The 21164-nt window shown below is 43.4% G+C and carries 20 protein-coding genes; 8 read left to right on the top strand and 12 right to left on the bottom strand.

The window, feature by feature from the left end:
- Window positions 1–54 precede the first annotated feature (54 nt).
- Window positions 55–1704 carry a glucose-6-phosphate isomerase gene (gene pgi, locus ACQY73_RS05995; protein WP_428662834.1) on the top strand — a complete coding sequence of 550 codons (1650 nt, stop codon included), beginning with the start codon at window positions 55–57 and terminating at the stop codon, window positions 1702–1704.
- A gap of 299 nt (window positions 1705–2003) precedes the next feature.
- Entirely contained in the window at window positions 2004–3158 is a 1155-nt protein-coding gene (locus tag ACQY73_RS05990; RefSeq protein WP_428662832.1) for a helix-turn-helix transcriptional regulator, read from the top strand.
- Here ACQY73_RS05990 and ACQY73_RS05985 read toward each other — a convergent pair.
- The 9 genes from ACQY73_RS05985 to ACQY73_RS05945 all read right to left on the bottom strand — a co-directional run bounded on the left by ACQY73_RS05985 (window position 3155) and on the right by ACQY73_RS05945 (window position 13200).
- On the bottom strand, window positions 3155–4813 hold the full coding sequence (locus ACQY73_RS05985; protein ID WP_428662830.1) for a sensor histidine kinase: 1659 nt from the start codon (window positions 4811–4813) through the stop codon (window positions 3155–3157). The genes ACQY73_RS05990 and ACQY73_RS05985 overlap by 4 nt on opposite strands.
- 5 nt (window positions 4814–4818) lie before the next feature.
- On the bottom strand, window positions 4819–5841 hold the full coding sequence (locus tag ACQY73_RS05980) for an ATP-binding protein (protein WP_428662828.1): 1023 nt from the start codon (window positions 5839–5841) through the stop codon (window positions 4819–4821).
- Window positions 5834–6244 (bottom strand): anti-sigma regulatory factor, encoded by a 411-nt coding sequence (locus ACQY73_RS05975; RefSeq protein ID WP_428662825.1) that lies wholly within the window; start codon window positions 6242–6244, stop codon window positions 5834–5836. Before ACQY73_RS05975 ends, ACQY73_RS05980 begins: the two co-directional genes overlap by 8 nt.
- Window positions 6228–6602 carry an STAS domain-containing protein gene (locus tag ACQY73_RS05970; RefSeq protein WP_428662823.1) on the bottom strand — a complete coding sequence of 125 codons (375 nt, stop codon included), beginning with the start codon at window positions 6600–6602 and terminating at the stop codon, window positions 6228–6230. The genes ACQY73_RS05975 and ACQY73_RS05970 overlap by 17 nt, the downstream gene beginning before the upstream one ends.
- Window positions 6603–6643: 41 nt before the next feature.
- Window positions 6644–7498, bottom strand: a complete 855-nt coding sequence (locus ACQY73_RS05965; protein ID WP_428662820.1) for an STAS domain-containing protein — start codon at window positions 7496–7498, stop codon at window positions 6644–6646.
- Between the two features lie 114 nt (window positions 7499–7612).
- Complete coding sequence (locus ACQY73_RS05960) at window positions 7613–7834, bottom strand: hypothetical protein (RefSeq protein WP_428662817.1); 222 nt, start codon at window positions 7832–7834, stop codon at window positions 7613–7615.
- 215 nt (window positions 7835–8049) lie between these two features.
- Window positions 8050–8784, bottom strand: a complete 735-nt coding sequence (locus ACQY73_RS05955) for a GNAT family N-acetyltransferase (RefSeq protein WP_428662815.1) — start codon at window positions 8782–8784, stop codon at window positions 8050–8052.
- A 58-nt stretch (window positions 8785–8842) separates the two neighbouring features.
- On the bottom strand, window positions 8843–12316 hold the full coding sequence (locus ACQY73_RS05950) for an ABC transporter permease/M1 family aminopeptidase (RefSeq protein WP_428662812.1): 3474 nt from the start codon (window positions 12314–12316) through the stop codon (window positions 8843–8845).
- A complete protein-coding gene (locus tag ACQY73_RS05945) occupies window positions 12310–13200 on the bottom strand; it encodes an ABC transporter ATP-binding protein (RefSeq protein ID WP_428662810.1) in 891 nt (296 codons plus the stop codon). The genes ACQY73_RS05950 and ACQY73_RS05945 overlap by 7 nt, the downstream gene beginning before the upstream one ends.
- A gap of 191 nt (window positions 13201–13391) precedes the next feature.
- Here ACQY73_RS05945 and ACQY73_RS05940 point away from each other — a divergent pair, with 191 nt between their 5' ends.
- The 6 genes from ACQY73_RS05940 to ACQY73_RS05915 all read left to right on the top strand — a co-directional run bounded on the left by ACQY73_RS05940 (window position 13392) and on the right by ACQY73_RS05915 (window position 19458).
- Complete coding sequence (locus ACQY73_RS05940) at window positions 13392–14900, top strand: sensor histidine kinase (protein ID WP_428662808.1); 1509 nt, start codon at window positions 13392–13394, stop codon at window positions 14898–14900.
- Window positions 14901–15177: 277 nt separating this feature from the next.
- Window positions 15178–15897: a LytR/AlgR family response regulator transcription factor gene (locus ACQY73_RS05935; protein WP_428662806.1), complete on the top strand. Its 720-nt coding sequence runs from the start codon at window positions 15178–15180 to the stop codon at window positions 15895–15897.
- A gap of 80 nt (window positions 15898–15977) precedes the next feature.
- The gene (locus ACQY73_RS05930) at window positions 15978–16475 is read left to right on the top strand and encodes an META domain-containing protein (RefSeq protein WP_428662804.1); all 498 of its coding nucleotides are present in this window, start codon (window positions 15978–15980) and stop codon (window positions 16473–16475) included.
- Between the two features lie 184 nt (window positions 16476–16659).
- Complete coding sequence (locus ACQY73_RS05925) at window positions 16660–17838, top strand: acyltransferase family protein (RefSeq protein ID WP_428662800.1); 1179 nt, start codon at window positions 16660–16662, stop codon at window positions 17836–17838.
- An 11-nt stretch (window positions 17839–17849) separates the two neighbouring features.
- Window positions 17850–18596: a hypothetical protein gene (locus ACQY73_RS05920; RefSeq protein ID WP_428662797.1), complete on the top strand. Its 747-nt coding sequence runs from the start codon at window positions 17850–17852 to the stop codon at window positions 18594–18596.
- A 148-nt stretch (window positions 18597–18744) separates the two neighbouring features.
- Entirely contained in the window at window positions 18745–19458 is a 714-nt protein-coding gene (locus ACQY73_RS05915; RefSeq protein WP_428662794.1) for a glucosamine-6-phosphate deaminase, read from the top strand.
- Here the strand turns inward: ACQY73_RS05915 and ACQY73_RS05910 are convergent.
- From ACQY73_RS05910 to ACQY73_RS05900, 3 genes are read right to left on the bottom strand one after another with little or no spacing between them, the layout of a single operon-like run.
- A complete protein-coding gene (locus ACQY73_RS05910; protein WP_428662792.1) occupies window positions 19455–20612 on the bottom strand; it encodes a lycopene cyclase family protein in 1158 nt (385 codons plus the stop codon). The genes ACQY73_RS05915 and ACQY73_RS05910 overlap by 4 nt on opposite strands.
- 6 nt (window positions 20613–20618) lie before the next feature.
- Complete coding sequence (locus ACQY73_RS05905) at window positions 20619–20879, bottom strand: Txe/YoeB family addiction module toxin (RefSeq protein WP_428662790.1); 261 nt, start codon at window positions 20877–20879, stop codon at window positions 20619–20621.
- Window positions 20876–21145 (bottom strand): hypothetical protein, encoded by a 270-nt coding sequence (locus tag ACQY73_RS05900; RefSeq protein ID WP_428662787.1) that lies wholly within the window; start codon window positions 21143–21145, stop codon window positions 20876–20878. The genes ACQY73_RS05905 and ACQY73_RS05900 overlap by 4 nt, the downstream gene beginning before the upstream one ends.
- Between the last annotated feature and the right edge of the window lie 19 nt (window positions 21146–21164).

Below are 21164 nucleotides of genomic sequence, written 5' to 3'. Positions count from 1 at the left end.
CGGAAAGCCGGCGAAAATCCTACTTTTGCATATTCATAAAAAATCACAAAACAGATGTTACAAGCCATTCCTTTTGATCAGACGGCTGCTTACCGCAAACTCAAAACCCATCATAAGAGCATCAGCAAGAAGCACTTGAAAGAGCTTTTTGCCGAAGATCCCAACCGATTTAAGAAGTTCTCACTGCGCTTGGGAGATATCATCGTTGACTATTCTAAAAATCGCATCAATGGTCGTACCTTGGCGTATCTCTGCGATTTGGCGCGGGAGTGTCAACTGAGTGAAGCCATCGAAAAAATGTTTACGGGCGATAAGATCAATGCCACCGAAAAACGTTCGGTATTGCACGTAGCCTTGCGCAATCGTTCCAATACACCCGTGCTCGTGGATGGCAAAGACGTGATGCCTGATGTGAACGAAGTATTGGAAAAAATGAAGGTCTTTTCGGAGAAAGTACGTGGCGGTGAATGGAAAGGATTTTCGGGGAAGAAGATCACCGATTTGGTCAATATCGGCATTGGCGGCTCTGATCTTGGCCCCGTTATGGTGACGGAGGCCTTGAAAGCATACGGCAAAAAAGGGCTGAATGTGCATTATGTGTCGAACGTAGACGGCACGCACATTGCCGAAGCGTTAACAAATTTGAATCCTGAAACGACGCTGTTCATGATCGCGTCCAAGACCTTTACAACGCAGGAAACCATGGCCAATGCCCATACGGCTCGCCGCTGGTTTTTGGAAACGGCGAAGGAAAGCGCTCACGTAGCCAAGCACTTTGTGGCGATCTCCACCAACCGTACCGAAGTAGAGAAGTTTGGTATTGATCCCGAAAATATGTTTGGTTTTTGGGATTGGGTCGGCGGGCGTTATTCGTTGTGGTCGGCCATTGGATTATCTATTTCCTGCTACATTGGTTTCCAAAATTTTGAACAACTCTTGGCGGGGGCGCACGACATGGATAACCATTTCCGTTCGGCACGTTTTGAGAAGAATATTCCGGTCGTATTGGCTTTATTGGGCATTTGGTACAACAATTTCTTTGACGCCGATACGCAGGCTATTTTGCCTTATGACCAATATATGCACCGTTTTGCGGCCTATTTCCAACAGGGAGATATGGAGTCGAACGGTAAGAATGTGACGCGTGGAGGTGAGAAAGTGACTTATCAAACAGGGCCCATCATCTGGGGTGAGCCCGGCACCAACGGCCAACATGCTTTCTATCAGTTGATTCATCAGGGAACCAAGTTGATTCCTGCCGATTTTATTGCGCCTGCGTTGAGCCACAATCCGATCGGTGAGCACCACAAAATGTTGCTTTCCAATTTCTTTGCCCAAACCGAAGCGTTGATGAACGGTAAAACATATGAAGAAGCCGCCGATGAACTCAGCAAAGCGGGAAAAACAGCGGAAGAAATTGCGTTTTTGGCTCCTTTTAAGGTGTTCGAAGGAAATCGTCCGACGAATTCAATATTAGCTAAGAAAATCACGCCGCGTGTATTGGGAAGCCTGATCGCTATGTATGAGCACAAGATATTTGTACAGGGTATTATTTGGAACATCTTCAGTTTTGATCAGTGGGGCGTGGAATTGGGCAAACAGCTTGCCAACCAAATTTACCCGGAACTCCAAAACGACTGGCCCATCGACGCACACGACAGCAGTACCAATGGACTCATTAACCAGTACAAACGCTGGAGATAAACCGGAGAAATTTTGAACCGAGAAACTGAAAAATGTAAAATGATAAACCGGAAAAGTAGTTGAACCGAAAAACCGAAAAATGTAAAATAATAAACTGAAAAAGGGATGGGTGCAAGACCGAACTTCTTCTTAACTTTATCATTTTACATTTAAAATTTTTCGGTTCTTCAGTCTAACTACTTCATCATTTTACATTTAATACCTTTCAGTTTCTCGGTTTAAAAGGTTTTCAGTTCAGCCACTTTATCATTTTACATTTAAAATTTTTCAGTTTTTCGGTTCCCTATTTTTTGCCTCTCATGCCCGTTCGCATTGATTTTTTTGCCATTGTGATTTTGTTGGGTGTCGTGCAGGGCGTCTTGTTGGGAGGGCTTTTTCTGACGGGAACGCGGGCCAAAGTGCTGTCCAATCGCATCATGGGCTGGACCATGCTGGCGTTTTCAGCGGCTATTTTTGAAGTATTTCTGTGTTATTCCAATTATCAGTTTCAGGTGTTATGGACGGATAATTATGCCGAGCCAACCAACTTCCTCTTGGCGTTGTTACCTTACTTTTTTATTTACGCTCGCCTGCACGGTCATTTGCCCAAAGGTTGGAGATGGCATCTTATCCCTTTCTTTTTTTGGTTTTTGTATTCCGGATTTTGGCAATTTCAGCCGTATGACTATAAGTACAATTCATACATTGACGCCTGGCACCCCGAATTGCCTTATAAATCTTTTGAATATTGGCTACCGGAAGACCCGCTTCATATACGCAATCACGTCAATGACCTGACATTGATAAGCATGATCATCTATATTTGGCTGTCTTTGAGGGATATATACCGTGCGTTTAAGAAAGCGGAACTGTCTTTTTGGGTGTTTCAACGGGTTGCTCCTTTGACTCAGTTGCGTAATTTTATGTTGATCACTACCTTATTCCCACTCGTTTTTATAGCGGTAAAACTTACGTTCAAACAGGACTTGGGCGATTATTTATTAGGAAGTTTGATCACTTTTTATATTTACCTGACAAGCTATCTGGTCATCAACCATTCGGCATTGTTCCGAGTGGAATCAGCAGTGATCGAAAACAGAAAGAAGTACGAAAAATCTTCGCTCTCCGATGATTACGGCGAACTGATCCTGCAACGCTTGCAGGCCTATTTGCGGGAAGAAAAACCCTATCTCGAAAACGACGTTACGCTGCCTAAATTGGCACAACGGCTTTCTGTTTCGCAGCATCATTTGTCGCAGGTGCTCAACGACCGCCTCAACCAAAGTTTTTTTGATCTGATGGCGATGTACCGTGTGGAAGAAGCCAAAAATATGTTGGCCGATAAAGCCTTTTCTCACCTCAAGATCGATGAAATTGCCGAACGGGTCGGGTATAATTCTACTTCTGCTTTTCATACGGCGTTTAAGCGCATAACGGGTAAAACACCCGCACAGTTTCGGACAAACGGCGTTTAAATGACGGGGAAATAAATATTGAAAGTAGCTCCTTGATTTAACAGACCTTCTGCTGTAATAAGTCCTTTGTGGTTGGAAACTATTTTTTTGCAAAGTGCCAGACCGATCCCGGTCCCTGAATAGGACTGTCGATTGTTGAGACGCTGAAAGATCGTGAATATTTTCTCTGCATACTGTTGTTCGAAGCCTATCCCATTGTCAGTAAGTGTAATACGCTCATAATTTGCTGACGAGTTCAGCTGCGGAATGGCCTTCACTTCGTCGCCGGAAAGGCGTTTGGAGGTAATGGAAATGACCGGTTTTTTTTCGGCAAATTTGAGTGAGTTACTGATAAGATTTGAAAAGAGCTGTAAAAGTTGTGAAGGAATTCCCGCCACTACCGGAAGTGACACACTGGTGAGGGTTGCTTTCTTCTCTTGGAGCAGCAGATCAAAATCACTCTTGATCGTATCCACGATAGCATTAAGATCGACCGGGATGAATTGCTCCATGTGGTTGGACAATCTTGAGTAATTAAGCACGTCTTTGATAAGATTGGACATACGGTCGGAGGACGAAATGATCTTATCAAAATAGGTTTTTTGGTCCGGATTCAGCGTTAGATCTTTCTCCAGTAAAGACGAAAATGTTTTGATCTTGCGTAAAGGTTCCTGCAAATCATGGCTGGCGATGTAGGCAAATTGTTCTAGATCATGATTGCTGATGTTCAATTCATTGATCTTTTGCTCCAACCGGGATTGATACCGCTCAAGCTCTATCTGGGTCTGTTTGAGTTCTTTGTTATCCTTGAGTGTTTCTTCGATTGACTTTTGGGCGTTTATATCCACAAAAAAACCTATCCAATTACTGATTCCATCTTTTTCATTGTTAATGGGAATGATGGAAATAAGGTGCCAAAGAAATCGGTCTTTTTCTTTTTGCTTTAACCGCGCCTGTGCACGAAAAACGGTAGTATTGACTAAAGCTCTTTCCCAATTTTGCCAAATATCTTTTAGATCCTCCGGATGAAGTATTGATTGCCATGAGCTGTTGGAAACTTGGTTGAAGGTTTCGCCCAAATAATCTTTCAGCCATTTGTTGGCATACGTTACTTCTCCAAGGGGATTGAGGGCAAACATCATGAGCGGTAACGTATCGGTCAATAAACGGTATTGCGTTTCACTTTTTTGCAGCCGTTCTGAGAGGTCAATTAACTGGATATTTTTTTTTCGGATCTCATCATAAGGCGAAAGGGGAGGCTCCTGCTTGAAATAATTTTTGAAAGACTCGATCTTCGCGTCAGAAATAAGCCCGCCAAAGTGAATCCGTTGGTTGATCCTTACTTCATATAACCCATTTTCGTTGGAAAGGTGCAAATCGCCCATGAGGCGGGCAGCGTAAGAAAAAGCTTCTGAATTTTTATTGCTCAGGTTAATCGTATTGAAAACCGAAGCAACAATTTCTTTGCGGTTGAGTTTGAGGTGATGAATGCCAAGTACAAGGTACGATTTATTACCATAGCCAATAGCACAACGGGCAATTTCTGAAACGGCGGTGGCAAAAACGGTTTGTGCGGTAAGCGTAAGCCCACACAATTCCGCCAGTTTCATCGTGCGCTTGTGCGCAAGGATCAGATCCATTTCGTTGTCAAGATTGATTTTGGCTACCTCTTGCATGGTTTTCAATGAGTTACTTTGCCTGTTAATATCGTCATATCGTCAGTACGCCGGGCATTATCTTTGAAGATGACAGAGGCGATGATCGACGAATCATAATTAAGGATAAAAGGAAATTTTGCAGGGTTCCAACGATTGCGTATGCCGTCAGAATACATAATGATACCCGGATACGTATCTGCCGGTACTCGGTAGCTGTCAATAGTATTGGGAATATTCATCCCAATGATTCCGTTGTGTGAAATGCAATTTTTGGATTCAAGTCCCTGATATAGGCGAGTGGTAATATTGCCTATTCCGCAAATATTCCATTCGTTTTTTTTGCTGTTCAAAATAGCTACCGTCCCCACCAATCCTCGTGTTTTTTTTACATTTTGATGAATAAACCGGAGAATGTCTACCGGGTCTGATTCCTGACACTCTTTAAAAGCTGCAATGGCTGTTTGTACGGCTTCATATGCCAAAGGGCCATGACCTAAACCGTCGCCCAAAAAAATGTGGGTTTCGGCGCCGTTCTTCTTGATCCAGTAGCCGTCTCCGCACACTTTTTCGCCGGGAAGCGGCAACTGGATGGCCTGTATTTTCAGCTCACCTGAGCCGCGTTGGATCTTGGGTGTCACCGGATGCATGTGTACTTTGGCGTAGGCAACGGTTCCCCAATCTTCTTTTGAATAGATCTGAAAAAAATCGCTGAGTCGTTTGATCGCACCCAATCCATGCCCCAGTGTATTGGCAGAGGAAGCGCCGTCTCGCATCATCTTTGTGATGTCATTGGTGCCCGGCCCATCGTCCATACAGAATATTTCAAACGTCTTATTGTCACCTTCTTCGCTCAGGCGATAGATCAACTCACCGCCGTTTGCGTATTTGATCAGATTGGAAGTAAGTTCAGACACAATGATGTCTACTTCGCCCGCCCGCATAGAGCTGAACCCTGCCTGAATAACAATGTTGTGTATTTCTCTTTTAATAAAAGAAACGTAGCTGCGGTCCTCCACTTTATAAGTGAAAAAAATTCTATTATCCATTTTTCCACTTTATGATGGTAACAGTCGTTCCTTTGTTAACTTCCGACTGTATATTAAATTCGTTGACCAATCTTCGCGTACCGGGCAATCCCAACCCCAGGCTTTTGCCCGTTGTGTAACCGTCTTTCATGGCCAATGTAATATCTTGTATGCCGGGGCCTTTGTCAGCAAAGATGAGTCGGATACCCTGATTTTTTCCTTCGCTGACCACTTCAATGGAAGCATTGCCTCCACCGCCGTATTTGAGCATATTTCGCACCAACTCACTGGCTGCTGTGATCAATTTCGTTTGATTCAGAATGCCCATCCCAATTTTGATCGTATACTCTTTGACCCGGTTGCGAAACGGAACCACATCCTGCTCTCTAAAAATGGGGACAGTCTCTTTATTCAGTATCATCATCTTCGTCCTGCTCCTCGTTTTCGTCAGGTCCGATTCTGGAACGTAACAGGTCCATACCTTTTTCAACATTTAATGCGCTGTATACTCCTTTAAGAGGCAATCCCAGTTCTACCAATGTAATGGCAACGGCAGGCTGCATACCTACCAATACTGTTTCGGCATCCATGATTTTTGACATGGTGGCAATATTGCCTAAGATGCGTCCCATAAAAGAATCAATGATCGAAACGGCCGAAATATCAATTAACACTCCTCGTGCGTTCGTTTTTTTGACCATATTGATCAGATCAGATTCGAGGTTTTCGGCAAGTTGATCGTATAAATCCACCTGAATGGTCACCAAAAGAAAGTGGCCCATTCTTAAAATAGGTATTCTATCCATCCGCAGTATTTTCCGATTTATTTTATTCTTGATTTTTTGACAACTTCCAGTGTAAGCATGGTGAAAGCCGTTTTCAGGGCGCTTGCCAGCGTTGATTTCGTAATAATGTTGGAAAGATCAATGCCAAGATGTACTACTGTTTGTGCAATCTCGGGACGAATACCGCTGATGATACACTCTGCGCCCATTAAGCGGGTAGCGGTTACTGTTTTGATCAAATGTTGGGCTACCAACGAGTCTACGGCAGGAACGCCTGAAATATCAAGAATGGCGATCTGGCTTCCGGTTTCAACGATCTCCTGCAAGAGGTTTTCCATTACTACCTGCGTGCGTGAGCTATCCAATGTACCAATGATCGGTAAGGCCAAGATTCCGTCCCATACTCTGATAACGGGCGTTGATATCTCGGTAATCTCTTCTGTCTGGCGAAATATCACATCCTCCCGACCTTTGATGAATGTTTCAAACGTTACGATACCGAGGTGGTCGAAGAGTTTGGAAATATTCAGAATGGTTTGATACAGTACCGTCAAATCCTTGATTTCCTGCTGTGCTACCTGTAGTAAAGCGTCTTTTAGCCCAAAGATATACTCTCCGGTTTCGCGGGGTGAAAACCCCTGCTTGGCACGAGATACGGATATACCGGCGAGGACATCAATTATCTTGTCAAACTCTTTGGAACGTATATTTTCAAAATTTTCGTCATTAAGTGAATTTAACAGCACTGTCAAAAGCTCATCGGATTGCTCAAGCTGATTCTCATTGTTCAAAAGATAGTCTCGAAATCCTTCTTCCACTGCCTGATTTTTCATCCAAAGATCAAGAATGGTTTTCTTATTTTGTTGAAGGATTTTTATGGATTCGTTTTTCATTATACTTGATTGTTATCGTTTATATCAAAGGTTGAAATGTATGCATAGAATAAAAAAAGTGATCTGATGTCATCAATGTGAGCGGGTTTGCTACTAAAAAAGACACCATCTGAGTCAACCGTTTCGATTTTGTCTCGCTGCTCGAAAGAGCTGATGTAAATGATGATGGGAATAACTTGCAGGAATGGTATTTTCTTGAGGCAACAGCTTCAGCGCTTCGCCGGCACCGGTTGTACTGATATATTGAGTGGGTTTGTTGAGGTATTCAAGAGCCGGCTTAAAAATAAGTAGGTCATCTTCGTTAAGATTTATCAGCAGGCACATCAAAGGGGTCATAATCAATCGGTTATACCGGGCATAAAATTTTTAACCGAAAAGGTGGTCATGGCGACCAGTCTTCCCGGAACGAATATTCTAGCAGTTTACTAAAAACATACCAATTAACATAAGAATAAGAAAAATATTAATTTAATTGGTATATATAAGATGCCGTAAAGTACTCCGCGTGAATTCTAAGATAGAGCAGAAAATGTTTTTTTGTAAGTATGCAATTACCCTTTTACAGTACCGAAAAGCATAAATCCCGCTACTTTAAATCCCGCTTTGAGGAGGGTGGCTTTTGAAGCTTTATTATGAATAGAACAACGAGCTGCCGGAACTCGGCCCTGTTGATAACATTCCCTTTTCAATTCCTGAAGAAGATAGCTGCCCAAACCGTTGTTTCGGTAACTTTCGTTGACCTCCATAAACAGATCGGCAAAAGGAATATTGTAGTGCAACATGATACCGCCCGTAGCAACAATCCTACCCTGATGCTGTAATACGTACGCCCCTGCTCCCTCAACGTGCGGATCGTCATCGGTGCGAAGGCGAAACTGTGTTTCGGGATGGGTGATGGTGGTTACGTGATGATCTTCAAAAAGAATGGCCTGTGCGTTGATGTTCTCAGAATATTCATAGATCAGGGACGACAGTGAGGCATCGTTGCTTTGGCATTCGATATAGGTGGCTTTGGAAACTTTCAGCAATTCTTCAAAAAGCAGTGCGGTGTAAGTACGGTAAGCCGGGATCACATAAAACTCAAAAACGGTGTCTCTGTCGGGAATTTCCTGTCCTTTGATGGAACCATAACCAACCACATGATGATCAATGATGAGTCGATACGAGTCGGTCCAGCCGCGTTCATGACATGCATTGTACCTGATCTGAAAATTTGTCTCCTGCAGAAATAACGTGCGCAATGATTTAATCCCGGCCAAAGTGGCCTTCTGTACTTTTAATTTCATCGTAGGCGTTGAGAAAGTGCGCCCAAAGGTAAGATAGAGATTTCTGAAAATAGAAATCTCACTTTATTATTTTCCCATTGTCAGGTCTGTTTTCATCAGGCATATAGCAATAAGGGTCAATGATAGCATAGCGGGGTTTTTTCGATATGATGAAGGTCAACATTGTTGTATTCCCGGAAAATGCCTGCTTTTGAAAATAAAGCAACTTTGGCGTTTTTTCGCCGGCGGGGCCATCGTCATAAACGGCAACATCAAACGATTCATTCACCGGAACAGCTTTCCGTTGACCCGAAGGCATTTGTTCATTTTTGCGGGTAACTATGCCTAAAGTAAGCCTATACTGCCCATTGGGCAGCTTTTTGTTCGTTGCTGACGTAATTTTCAGATCATAAGTTATTACTTTTTTGAGCCAATCGTCGATGAGCAAGCGCTGCGCCGAAGTAGCAACGGCGTATAACTCATGGATAAAATCCGCAGAAGTTGCTTTGGGTAAAGGGTAGGTATGTTTAAGCAACATATTTTTCAACACCTGATTCATTGCCGCTTCACCCACTAATTCTTTCAGCGCATACATCACCAAACCTCCTTTTTGATAATATACCTGCGGCTGTCCTTCGGATCTGTACAAAGGCAATTCGGCGGTTCCTCCTTCTCTCAACGAAAAATAAAGATCCATATCGTTTTCCTGATAAGCGGCCATCCGTTGTTTGCCAAATGATTTTTCGAGCAATGAAACTTCCGAATACTTAGCTAAGGATTCTGTCAGAAATTTATAACCGGCATCATCCTGCGGGATGAGTTGATTGGCCCACCACTGGTGCGAGATCTCGTGAGCGACAGTGGCATACGTATAATTGACCTTGGCAGTATCTCTGAAATCGCTCAGAAAATTGATGTTTTCGGCGCAAAACACAACGCCCGGATAGGCCGTTGCCGAGCCGCGATAGTGCGGAATCTCGGCCAGTGTCAACCGGTTGTATTGGTATGGTCCAAACGATTCACTGTACTGTTTCAACGCATCTTTCATCGCTTTCTGCATACCGGGAACGTTGTATTCATGGCCTTTCAGATAACAGAGTTGCAATGCTACGCCTCGGTAATTTTCTTTCAGAATGCTATATTTTGCGGAGGAGATCGCAAACATGAAATTGATGGGCTGCGATGTTTTGTAATGGAAATAGTGCCGATTGTGTTTATTCCACTCTTTTTGCAAAGCCCCCACGGTTATAATACGCTGGTCGGCGGCGGTGGAAATAACGGCGTCAAAATCGACCAATGCGTATTGATTGGCGGGAGAAGAACGGCGGATTTGAGGAGGGAGCCCCTGTTTTTTTCGCTCATTAAGGTCGCCAATCTCGATGTGTTCGGCGTAGCCAAATCGGGGGACATATTTTTCCAATTCGATGTAAGAACCGTTTTCAAGGATAGAATGCTCATTGTTAAAACGCGCAAATCCCTGCTTGGATACCTCAAACGAAAACGTCATTGTTGTTTGTTGATGCGGCAAAAGCGGTTGTTTTAATTGAAACCAATAATGTCCGAATTCGGCGTCGTGTTCTGTCAGTTCGGCATTTGGAAGTGCAAGCGCGGAGGCGTTGCTTTCGGTGTCTAACCAAACCAATACTTTCGTTATGGGCAATGCGGTTTTGTTTTCGAGGCGATAGGTTCCTTTGACCTGATAGCGCCGTTCTTCAGGAAATAAATCGGCATATATTTTTATCGCCGTAATGGTAGGTTGCGGTAAATGAGCGAACGGTTTGTACTTCGTTTCGTAACCCACTTTCATCGCGCGTATTTTGTCAGACGACCAATAGGGTTGGAGGATATTGCTTTGATAGAAAATATAACTACCCGTTAGAATGAATACTGCCAAACACGCAAATGCTGATTTACGAGCCGTTTTGTTTTTCCACCCGGCACTCAACAAAAACATGAATCCGGCAAAGGCCGTCCAATAGAGCATGTACCAATGGAAAGGCTTGGCGTAATAGCCAAATTGGTTGAAGTCGGAAAACAACAATTCGGGTGTAGAAGCATAGCGCAGTAAGTAATGTTCAAGCCCTAATCGTCGACTGAAAATGATGAGACCAATGGCCAAAATGCTCAGTAACAGTCCGATGTATTTGTTGGGTGAAACAAGCTGAATAACGAACGTTAAAACACCCATCAAAAACAACGGAAGACCGCTATAATAATAAAGCGAAAGATAGCGCATCGGCTCAAAGTTGGAATAACCCGACAGCAATTGAAGTGTGATTCCAATAGTGATATTTAACGATACAAAAACCGCCGTCAGCAACGCCAATGTCGCGCATTTTGCGCCCCAAAAAGTAAGGTCAACCATTGGAGAGGCGCTGATGAGTGCCTGAATGCGCAGCGAACGTTCCCGCCAAACCAATTCCGCCGCGTAGAAAATAAGGATAATAAGCAGCGGCCGCGACGCCCGAAGTTGCTCGATAATAATTCCCGTGGTAGGATAGGACGAAATGCCCAATAGTCCGTTGAAAAGCGTTTCTTTTAAATCAATACCGATCAAAAATGCCCACAACAGCAGCATAACCGCGAACGATGGGCTTTTAAATAACCCAATGCAATCGACTCGAATTTGTGAAAGAAACGAAAGCCAAGCGTAGCGTGCACCTTCGGTACTGCCGACGACCGAGCGGTACGGAATTGGTCTGATGGGTTTGATCTTAGATGGATTTTTGCCGGAAGTTGAGGAAGAAGACGTTCGAAAAGAAAACAAATAGCTTGCAACGAACAGGACTAACAGCGAACAGGAAATCCATAAAATGCGGTTGCCCAAAAAAGCACCTTCCAACGTAAAAAGCGTATGATTGCGTTGATACACAGACCACAAACGGCTTTCTCCGTAGAAGGCAGTCAGCCCAAAAGGGTCGAGCAAAATGGGTAACAACGCATCATGATCAGATTTGAGGGAGGAAGACGCCATCAAGGGTGAATTGCCTAAAATAGAACCGACCAAGTACAGAATATACATCATAACTCCCGTGATGTACACCGTTTTGATATTCCGACTTAAAAGGGCCGTAGCATAGAGAAATGTAACACCAAACAGCACATTGGGAAGTCCGAAAAGGAGCAGAGGTGATAGATAATTACGCCATTGATTGGGGCTCAGTTCGTCGGGAGAAATTAGAAAAGTGCCGGCGTAAATGCCAAGTGCTGATGTACCCATCAAAAAAAATAACGCTGCCAACAGTGCCAAAAATCGGCCGGCAATATAACTGAATTTGGAGATAGAAGTAGTGTAAATGATGGCTTCCGTTTTGTATTCGCTGTCGCGTAAAACAACGTTGGCAGTGAGCAACGTGCTGATAAACAACGAAAAAAGGGATAGCAAACAGATAACTGTTGTAATGGCATAAGGTGCGTTCTTGTAGACTTCATCGCCGCCGTAAGAGCCTCGCAAAGAAAGTATTCCCAGCAAAAAACACGCAATCGCTGAGCCGATGAAAACAAGCTGTTTTGATAAATACTTCAGCTCATACTGCAGGATAAGAATCAGCATCTTGCAGCCTCCTTTCCGCCGAATAAGGCCGAGAAATAAACATCTTCCAAATCAGGATTCAGGGACTCAAAACCCGCTTCGGGACAATGATCGGACAAGACATGAAGTTGCATTTTGCCCGAGAACAGCCGCGTAGAAAGAACCGTTAAGTTGTTTTTGTAGCCATTAAGCGATTGTTTGTCAATGGTTTTACTCCATATTTTTCCTTTCAGTCCCGCAATTAGTTCGTCAGGTTTACCTTTTAGAATCACCTTACCGTTGGCCAAGATCGCCATGTTGGTGCAGAGCTCCCGAACATCTTCCACGATATGTGTGGAGAGAATGACGACCACACTTTCGCCGATTTCGCTCAATAAATTATGAAAACGGTTACGTTCTTCGGGGTCAAGGCCCGCCGTGGGTTCGTCGACAATGATGAGTTTAGGCGCGCCCAATAATGCCTGTGCAATGCCGAACCGTTGACGCATTCCGCCCGAAAAAGTGCTTACTGCGTTCTTTCGAACTTCATACAAATTCGTTTGTTGTAAGAGCGCCAAAACCTGTTCTGAGCGCTCTTTTTTATTCAATAAACCTTTCAGTACCGCCAAATGGTCCAGCAGATCAAGGGCAGATACCTTGGGGTAAACGCCAAAATCCTGCGGCAGGTAGCCAAGCTGTTTTCGCAATCCGTGCGGATTGGCATGAATATCTTCACCCGCAAAAAGCATCTTCCCTGAGTCGGGAGCCTGTAATGTGGCGAGGGTGCGCATCAGCGTAGATTTGCCGGCACCGTTGGGACCCAATAGCCCAAACATTCCTGCGGAAATGGACAGGTTGACGTTGTCCAATGCTTTTACGCTGTTGCTGTATACTTTGGTGAGATTTTCAATGTGCAGTTCGTTCATTTCATTGCTGTTGATGGTAGAAAAACTGCGTCAAAAGTAGCCGCGAAGAATTAAGAGGTAAATAAATAATGACCAAGGAAACGGAAGTCGTGACAAACGCATTCAAAAGACGTTCGTCAGGAGTTTTGTTACTTTCATCATTATTCCTTGGAAAAACTGCTTTTTAGCCCTTCTTTTATTCTCATTCGTGTATGAAAAAGGCAATCCATTTCCTGACTCACTTCTTTTTGGCCCATACCGAATGGGCTTTTGGAGCTATTATCTTTTGGTTAAGTATTGGCAGCGCCAATGAAAAACCTGCATCCGGTTGGGCCATATATTTTATTACTATTGGTATATTAAGTGTGTTTTTAGCCCCTGTTTTGGCGTTGGAATGGAAGAAAATGACATTGAAAAAACGCCTTTCAACCGCTCAGTATGGGCTAATATGGATTCTCTGTTATAGTGTGTACTTGCCCTGTACTGCGTGGCTGTTGTCGCAATATCCCCAAATTCCTGTACGGGAAAATATGTTTTGGGAAGCTTTACTGTACAGTGTATTATTGAGCATTGCCTTGGAAATCAATGCCTTTATTGAAAAACGAAGTGAGAATATAGAATGGATACGGCGACTTAGTGTCGAAAAAGCGATTATTTTTACGTTGTTGCTCCTTGCAATAACACTTTCTGCAATGGCCGTTTCCAGTTTGGATGACCCGCGTTTTCATACACAAGAGCAACTTTTGATCGGTTTTGTGTTTAGTTTTGAGAAACTTATTCGTCATTTTGGCCTTTTTCTGAGTTTCAGCCTTCAGTTATTTTTGATGTACATGGCGGGCTACTTATGCTTTGTGTTAAATCGTTATTTTTTGGTTTCCGTCATTTTAAAGAAAAAAGGTGTTTTGATATATGGATTAGCGCTGCTGACAACTACGGCGGCCATTTATCCAATCCTTGCGCAGTTGCTTTTGTGGTTACCTATCAATACCACATTCGGAAAAGTTTTTCCGGACAATCCTTTTCAGTTCGAAAATGGCATGGGCGTGTTGGGAATTATGCTGATCAGCCTGCCCATTGTGTTGGCGATTCAATGGTTCAACCAAAACAACCAAATTACCAATCTTGAAAAGGAGAAGATGCAGGCCGAACTGGATCTGTTGAAACAGCAGATCAATCCCCATTTCTTTTTCAATACCCTTAACAATCTGTACGCTTTGAGTCTGGAAAAGTCGGATAAAGCGCCGGAAGCCATTTTGCAATTGTCTGAATTGATGCGGTACGTTATTTATCAGGGAAATCAACCACGAGTGGCTATCGGGCAGGAGATCAAGTACCTTGAAGATTACATTGAACTGCAACGTCTGCGGTTAACCGTTGATCTGAACGTAACTTTTGAGAAATCCATTGACGATGAACAAAGACAAATATCACCTTTGCTTTTAATTATTTTTGTCGAAAATGCCTTTAAGCATGGTATTGAACAGGCAGAAAATCCCGGGTTTTTGTTTCTGTCTTTGAGCAGTAATCGGAATTGTTTAACTTTTACGTGCATCAATTCTTTTGAAGAAACAGCGATTCAGAAAGATGGCATAGGATTGAAAAATGTACGAAAGCGCTTAGCTTTGTTGTATCCTGATAAACATATACTTATTATTGAAAAAGAAGAAGGCGTTTTTAAAGCTGAGTTAACCTTGTATTACGTGCTTGAACGTAAATTTTAGAGTATTTGAAATAATAGATTGTTCTCCGGTTAGTGCTTTAACGGTCCTCCGGTCGGGTTGTGAGCAACCCTCTGCACATTGTGAAAGGGTTAGAGTCGGGTTGTGAGCAACCCTCTGCACACAAAGTGCCTCCCCGTGCGGAGGGTTGCTCACAACCCGACCGGCAGCAACCATTAGAGCGTTACTGAAATCCGAATATGTGTGCTCGACAGCTTAGGTAAAACAATTTAGAAATCATATAAAATCAACATTCCAACAGTAAACCAAAACTTCAAAAATGATGCTTCGCTGTGTGATATTGGACGATGAGCCGCTGGCCCACAAGGTCATCCAAAAATACATGGAAGAAGTGCCTTTTTTGGAGCTAAGCGGTCAATTTTACCGCGCCGCCGATGCCATTGCTTTTCTGAACGATACGTCTGTGGATCTGCTTTTTTTAGATATTCAAATGCCTAAGCTCAACGGACTGGAGTTTTTGAAAACGCTGAACCGCAAACCATTGGTCATTATTACGTCGGCGTATGAAGAATATGCACTGCAAAGCTTTGAGTTGGATGTGTGTGATTATCTTCTGAAACCCTTCCGTTTTGACCGATTTTTAAAAGCCGTCAACAAAGTAATGGATCAGGCAAAATGGAAACAATCAGCGGCAGTGACGGAAGAGCAGGTTTCGGCGGCGGAAGAATTTATGTATGTCAAATCGGATAAACGATATACGAAGATCGAGATCAATCATATTCATTTTTTGGAAAGCTACGGCAACTATGTCAAAGTGTGGTTACAGGATCATTTTCTGCTCACAGCCCGCACATTGAGCAGTTTTGAGAGCCAACTGCCGCTCAAAAATTTCATCCGTATTCATAAGTCCTACATTATCAATAAGAAATACGTGGATTATATTGAAGGCAACACCTTAATACTCACAAACAGCCAAGAGTTGCCCATTGGTAAAAACCATAAACATGTGGTGAGAACGTTGATGGGCAGCGCAGAATAGATTTGCAAAAAAGTGTATGCTGATTCCAACCAAATCATTTCCATTGGGGTCATGTAGTTAATTCTTAAATCAATACACCCATGAAAGCACTCTTTTCTATTTTAATCCCGATCCTTTGTTTGTTAATGGTAAGTGCCTGTAAAGAATCTTCTGTCGATACGGATACGCCCAAAACCGAGCAAATAGCGCGGATGAAAGCCGCGTTTGGGTCATTGGACGGCACGGAATGGTTACTGAAAGACTACGCCACTCATCCTTTGCTGACAAATCTGAAAAATACCGCTTCCCTGAAATTTGTTAAACAATCCGACAATTCATACCAATTGACCGGAAGGAGTTTTGTAAATCTTTACGGCGGCGAATTCAGTCTTGATGAAGAAAAAGGACTGATCGTTAAGAAAGATCATTTGATGACTACTGAAATGGCCGGGCCTTCCGACAACATGAAAGCGGAAGATACTTACTATCGGAATCTGTACAATGCTTCTTTTTACGAAATGCGCGGAAATGAGTTGTGGTTATATATTGGTCAGAACACCGACCCTGCCGAAGAGGTAATGTATTTTGTGAAAAAATAGATAAATTCTTAGTTAGAAGTAATGAGCTGCGAAAGCAGTTGGTTGAGCGTTGATTTCGAAAATGCCCTTTTGGTTATCCTGAGGGTATTTTTTATGCTTCCCGATAAGCACGAACTTCGATTTTGTCGGCAAATAGGAGGTAAATGATTCGAAGGTTGTTGTTTTGCTGAAAAAACAAACAACCATGAAACCTCAAAAAACAGTTACAGAACAAGATCCTTTACTTACTTCTGCGCCGCGCCGCTATGACCTTGATTGGCTGCGGGTTATTTGCATTGTTGTTTTGCTGTATTATCACGTCGGTATGATCTATGTGCCGTGGGATTGGCACATTAAAAGTGAAGAGAAAAGCCAGGTGCTGCGGTGGGTTATGATCTGGCTGCATTATTGGCGTATGCCGTTGTTGTTTTTCATTTCCGGTGCAGGAACCTATTTCGCGCTCAAAAAACGCACTTACGGAGCGTATGCCGGCGAACGGGTTAAGCGTTTATTTATTCCTTTAGTGTTTGGAATGTTCGTGATCGTACCACCGCAGATCTACTATGAGCGCCTTTTTAACGGTGTTCATTTCGACGGATATGCCGATTTTTATAAAACAGTTTTTGAATTTGTGTCCTATCCCAAAGGCAGTTTCAGTTGGCATCACCTGTGGTTTGTGGCCTATCTGTTTTTGTTTTCGTTGATCAGTATTCCGCTTTTCCGTTGGCTGAAAGCCGGCAGTGGGCTGCGATTTATGAATTGGGTTGAGCGTTTGGTTGCCCGAAAAGGCGGTGCTTTGTGGTACGCTTTGGTACTGATCATCAGCCAGGTTATTCTGCAACCTTTTTATCCCGATGAAACTCACGCACTTTTCGACGATTGGGCCTATTTTGTCTTCAATATTCTGCTGTTTTGGGGTGGGTATCTATTGGTTAGCCGCCCAACAATGTGGCAGGTAATGACCAACCAACGCCACATTTATGGCTGGGCTACGCTGATTACGACGATCATTCTGTACGGACTTTTTATGAGCCGTCTGTTTATCTACCCTGAATGGGACGATGAAAAATGGTATGATGTGGTTTGGGATATAAATTCCTTTTGTCTGACGTGGTTTTCGGTCTTGGCAAGCATTGCTTACGGGCATTATTACCTTAATCACAATCATCCCATTTTAGCAAAGCTTAATGAAGGCGTTTATCCGTTTTATATTTTACATCAAACCGTCATCATTGCCATTGGGTATTATTTACTCAAACTTAATTTGGGCGTTTGGGGTGGTTTTTTGGTGATAAGTACGCTGTCGTTGGCGGTGAGTGCGGGCTTATATTGGTTGGTGATCAAACGAGTAAAAATCCTGCGTTTGGTCTTTGGGTTAAAATAACCCTCAATTAAATGACATATAAAAAGTGCGAAAATAAAAACATTTTTGCCGATAACAGCACTGTTGACGTGCAGTTTGAAGGAAACGAAGTGCTGCTTATAAAACAAAAAAAGTGGACAACGAAAGAGCTGGAAACACAAGTGGCGGCTTTTCATTACACTGGTGAAAAGCTGCCCATAGACCCGGACGTTGAAAAAGCCAGGCTGCCGCCTTTCGCATTGGCATTTTATAAATATATTTTCTTCAAAAGTCGTTTGCCTGACGAAACAGAATTGTGGGAGTATTACGTGAACCGGCACTTTACAACCATTGATGATGAACACATTCAGACCGGAATAAGAGGAACATTGAAGACATTTGCGACGACTTCGGTGAAAGCTCGGCTATTGAGAAGTTATCCGTCCTTGGTTCGGGATTTTCACTTTTATGTACTTTGCCTGACCTCCGGTCAATTTGAGCGTGTAAGCTATTCATTACGTCAGGATTATTTTGAGGGTATTGATCTGTGCGTGCACTATTCGGGTTTTGAGTTTCATGTCTCTATCCTGCTCAACTCCCAACGAGCGCGTACTTATAAAAACCAAAAGTACGGCCGTCATACTGAAATGCCCAAAAATGAAGTGGTTATGCTGTTTGATCTGACCCAATTTGGGCAGGTAAAGAAAAAAATAAAGTTATTTTCGAGTAATCATGTAGAGATTTTGATCGAAGAATTGAAAAGGCGTATCGGAAGTTGCAACTTTGAGGTACCGGAGTAAATTTTTGTTTTCGTGGTTTTGAGAAACCGACGGCACGTTGCCGTAAAATCAGATTCTCACGCTTGGCCACTCACAGATTTTTACGTAAGAATGAGTAGAAAACGACCGGTCAGCCCTACTTATTTAAAAAGCAATAACCAATCCTCTGATGAATTACCACGTTTTTCCCACGTACGAAGAGCTTTCAACCCACGCAGCCCATTTTATTCTGGCGCATGTTCGCAACAACCCACAGGCTACCATTTGCGTGGCTTCCGGCGAAACGCCACTGTTGACCTTCCAAAAAATAGTAGCCGATGCCCAACCCGGCGATTTTGACAGAGTTACGTTTGTTGCGTTGGATGAGTGGGTAGGCATTGCGGCCGATAATGCCGGCAGTTGCCGCTCATACATTGATGCACCCCTCATTAAACCATTGGGAATCAGTCCCGAACGTGTTTCTTTCTTTGATGGTCTGGCCACTGATCTGGAAGCGGAATGCCAACGCGTTAATGATTTCATTGAAAAGCATGGCGGCCTGGATATCATCATGGTGGGTATTGGTTTAAACGGCCACTTAGGACTGAACGAGCCGGGAAGTTCCTTTGATTCATACGCACACGTTTCTGTGTTAGAAGAAGTTACGGCCTCGGTTGGACAAAAATACTTTCAGTCAGAAACGCCGCTTACGCAAGGAATTACGGTAGGATTGAAACATTTTTTGGAAGCCAAAACGGCCATAGTTTTAGCCAACGGTCCTCGTAAAAGAGACATTATTCGGCGCGTTTTGGAAGAGCCTGTCAGTGAGAGCCTACCTGCTTCGGCGTTGAAGTTGCATTCTAATAGTTATTTGTGGGTAGATGTAGCCGCCGATCCTACTTAGATGCGTTTGCGCAACGCGTCCAACAAACCAAGGGTAAATGCCCCTAACGGTACTGTCGCCATAATACGCAGATCCTCGCGGAACGTTGTGTCTTCGTCCAAAAAAGCGAAGAGGCGAGGGGTTGGGTTTTTCTTGTAAAGAGCGGTAAAAATATCTTTTCCGGAAGCGCGATTTTTCAGCAATACATTTAACATCGTGCTGTCGAGGAGTTCTTTAAAGCGCTGCCGGAACTTCTTAGGCTCGTGCAGCGGCTTGCCGACGGTCACTAAATTACGGACCAATTCCTGCGTAAAGCGTTGCGTGCGTTGAAAGGCATATCCGGTAGATGCTTTCACGTACCCACCGGCAGTTCCGATGCGAATTACATGTTCGCCAATGTGTTGAGGAGTCGGCTCGTCGGTCATGGGAATAACGCCAAACTCTTCGTGCTCAATGCTGAAATTTTCTATTTTGAGAAAATCCCGAATGTATCGGTGAAGTTCAACATCGTAGTCGGTAGGAGAGAGGAGACTGTCCGAAAAAACCGTGAATTCGATCATGGCGCGTGTGGGAGATTCGGGTAATATGTACATGAACCGAACGCCAACGCCCTGTTGTTCAACCCGATAATCCATCATGGTGGGGCAGGCCGGATCAAAGACCGGTTTGTCCGTCACAATTTCCCATCCTTTAAAATGTTGAAGCATATTGTGACAGTCATCCAAATCCAGCCGAAGGGGTTTGATGCTGTCAAACACGTACTCGCCCAAGTATTGGTTTTCGGTGGTAATGATAAATCCACCGGCGGGCGTATCGATCAGGCGCTCAATACGCTCGTTGACAAATTTGATGTTGGGATTGGTAGCCAGATCAGTACGGACGAAATTGTAGAAGTCAATGCCTTTCAGCCACTTGTAAGAATATTCGCCTAGATCAAGCGTATCGGAGTAGTTGGTGCCGTGAAAGTAGACCTTTTGCCACTTGCGATGTACAATTTGGTCGAACGGATTCTGATTCCCTTTTTCCCAAAAACACCAAGTCCGGTCATTTTTGGTCTTGGTGTCTTGGTCAATAATGAGGATAGATTTTTCGCGCAGTATCGTTTGGTTCATGTAATAAGCCAAACTCAATCCTGCCAATCCGCTGCCTGCTATGATGAAATCGTATTTCTGCATGGAAAACTATTCGTAATGACCTTCTAAGGCCAATATACGGATGGAGCCGTCAGAAACCTTATAAATCATGCGATGTTCATCGGTAATTCGACGCGACCAACACCCTGATAAATCACCTTTAAGAGGTTCCGGCTTGCCTATTCCATCGAAAGGATTTCGAGCCGTTTCAACTATAATGCGACATAGTCGAGCATGGACTTTCTTATTAAGAACAGCCCAATCTGCCAATTGTTGAAAAGCATTCAGATCGAACTCTACTTTCCTCATGGAAGAGTAATCTTAAATGATTCAGTATCAATTGCTTCACCGTTATTCATTTTTGACGCAATGATCTCAAATTCTTCCGGGGTAAAAGAGAGAACTTCCGAACTCTGTAAAGCCTTTTTAGCAATGCTTTTGGTGATGTCGCTTATTTCTGCTTCCTTATTTTCTTCAACGATAATTTTTAATTTACCGTGACCAAATAAAGAACGCAGTTTTTGGAGAAAATTTTCGTCTAACTCAGACGGCTCTATTTCAAACGTAACAACCATGGCAAAGTCAGTGTTAAAT

The organism is Runella sp. (assembly GCF_965279615.1).
Taxonomy (GTDB): domain Bacteria; phylum Bacteroidota; class Bacteroidia; order Cytophagales; family Spirosomataceae; genus Runella.
This window is presented reverse-complemented; position numbering and strand designations above follow the sequence as displayed.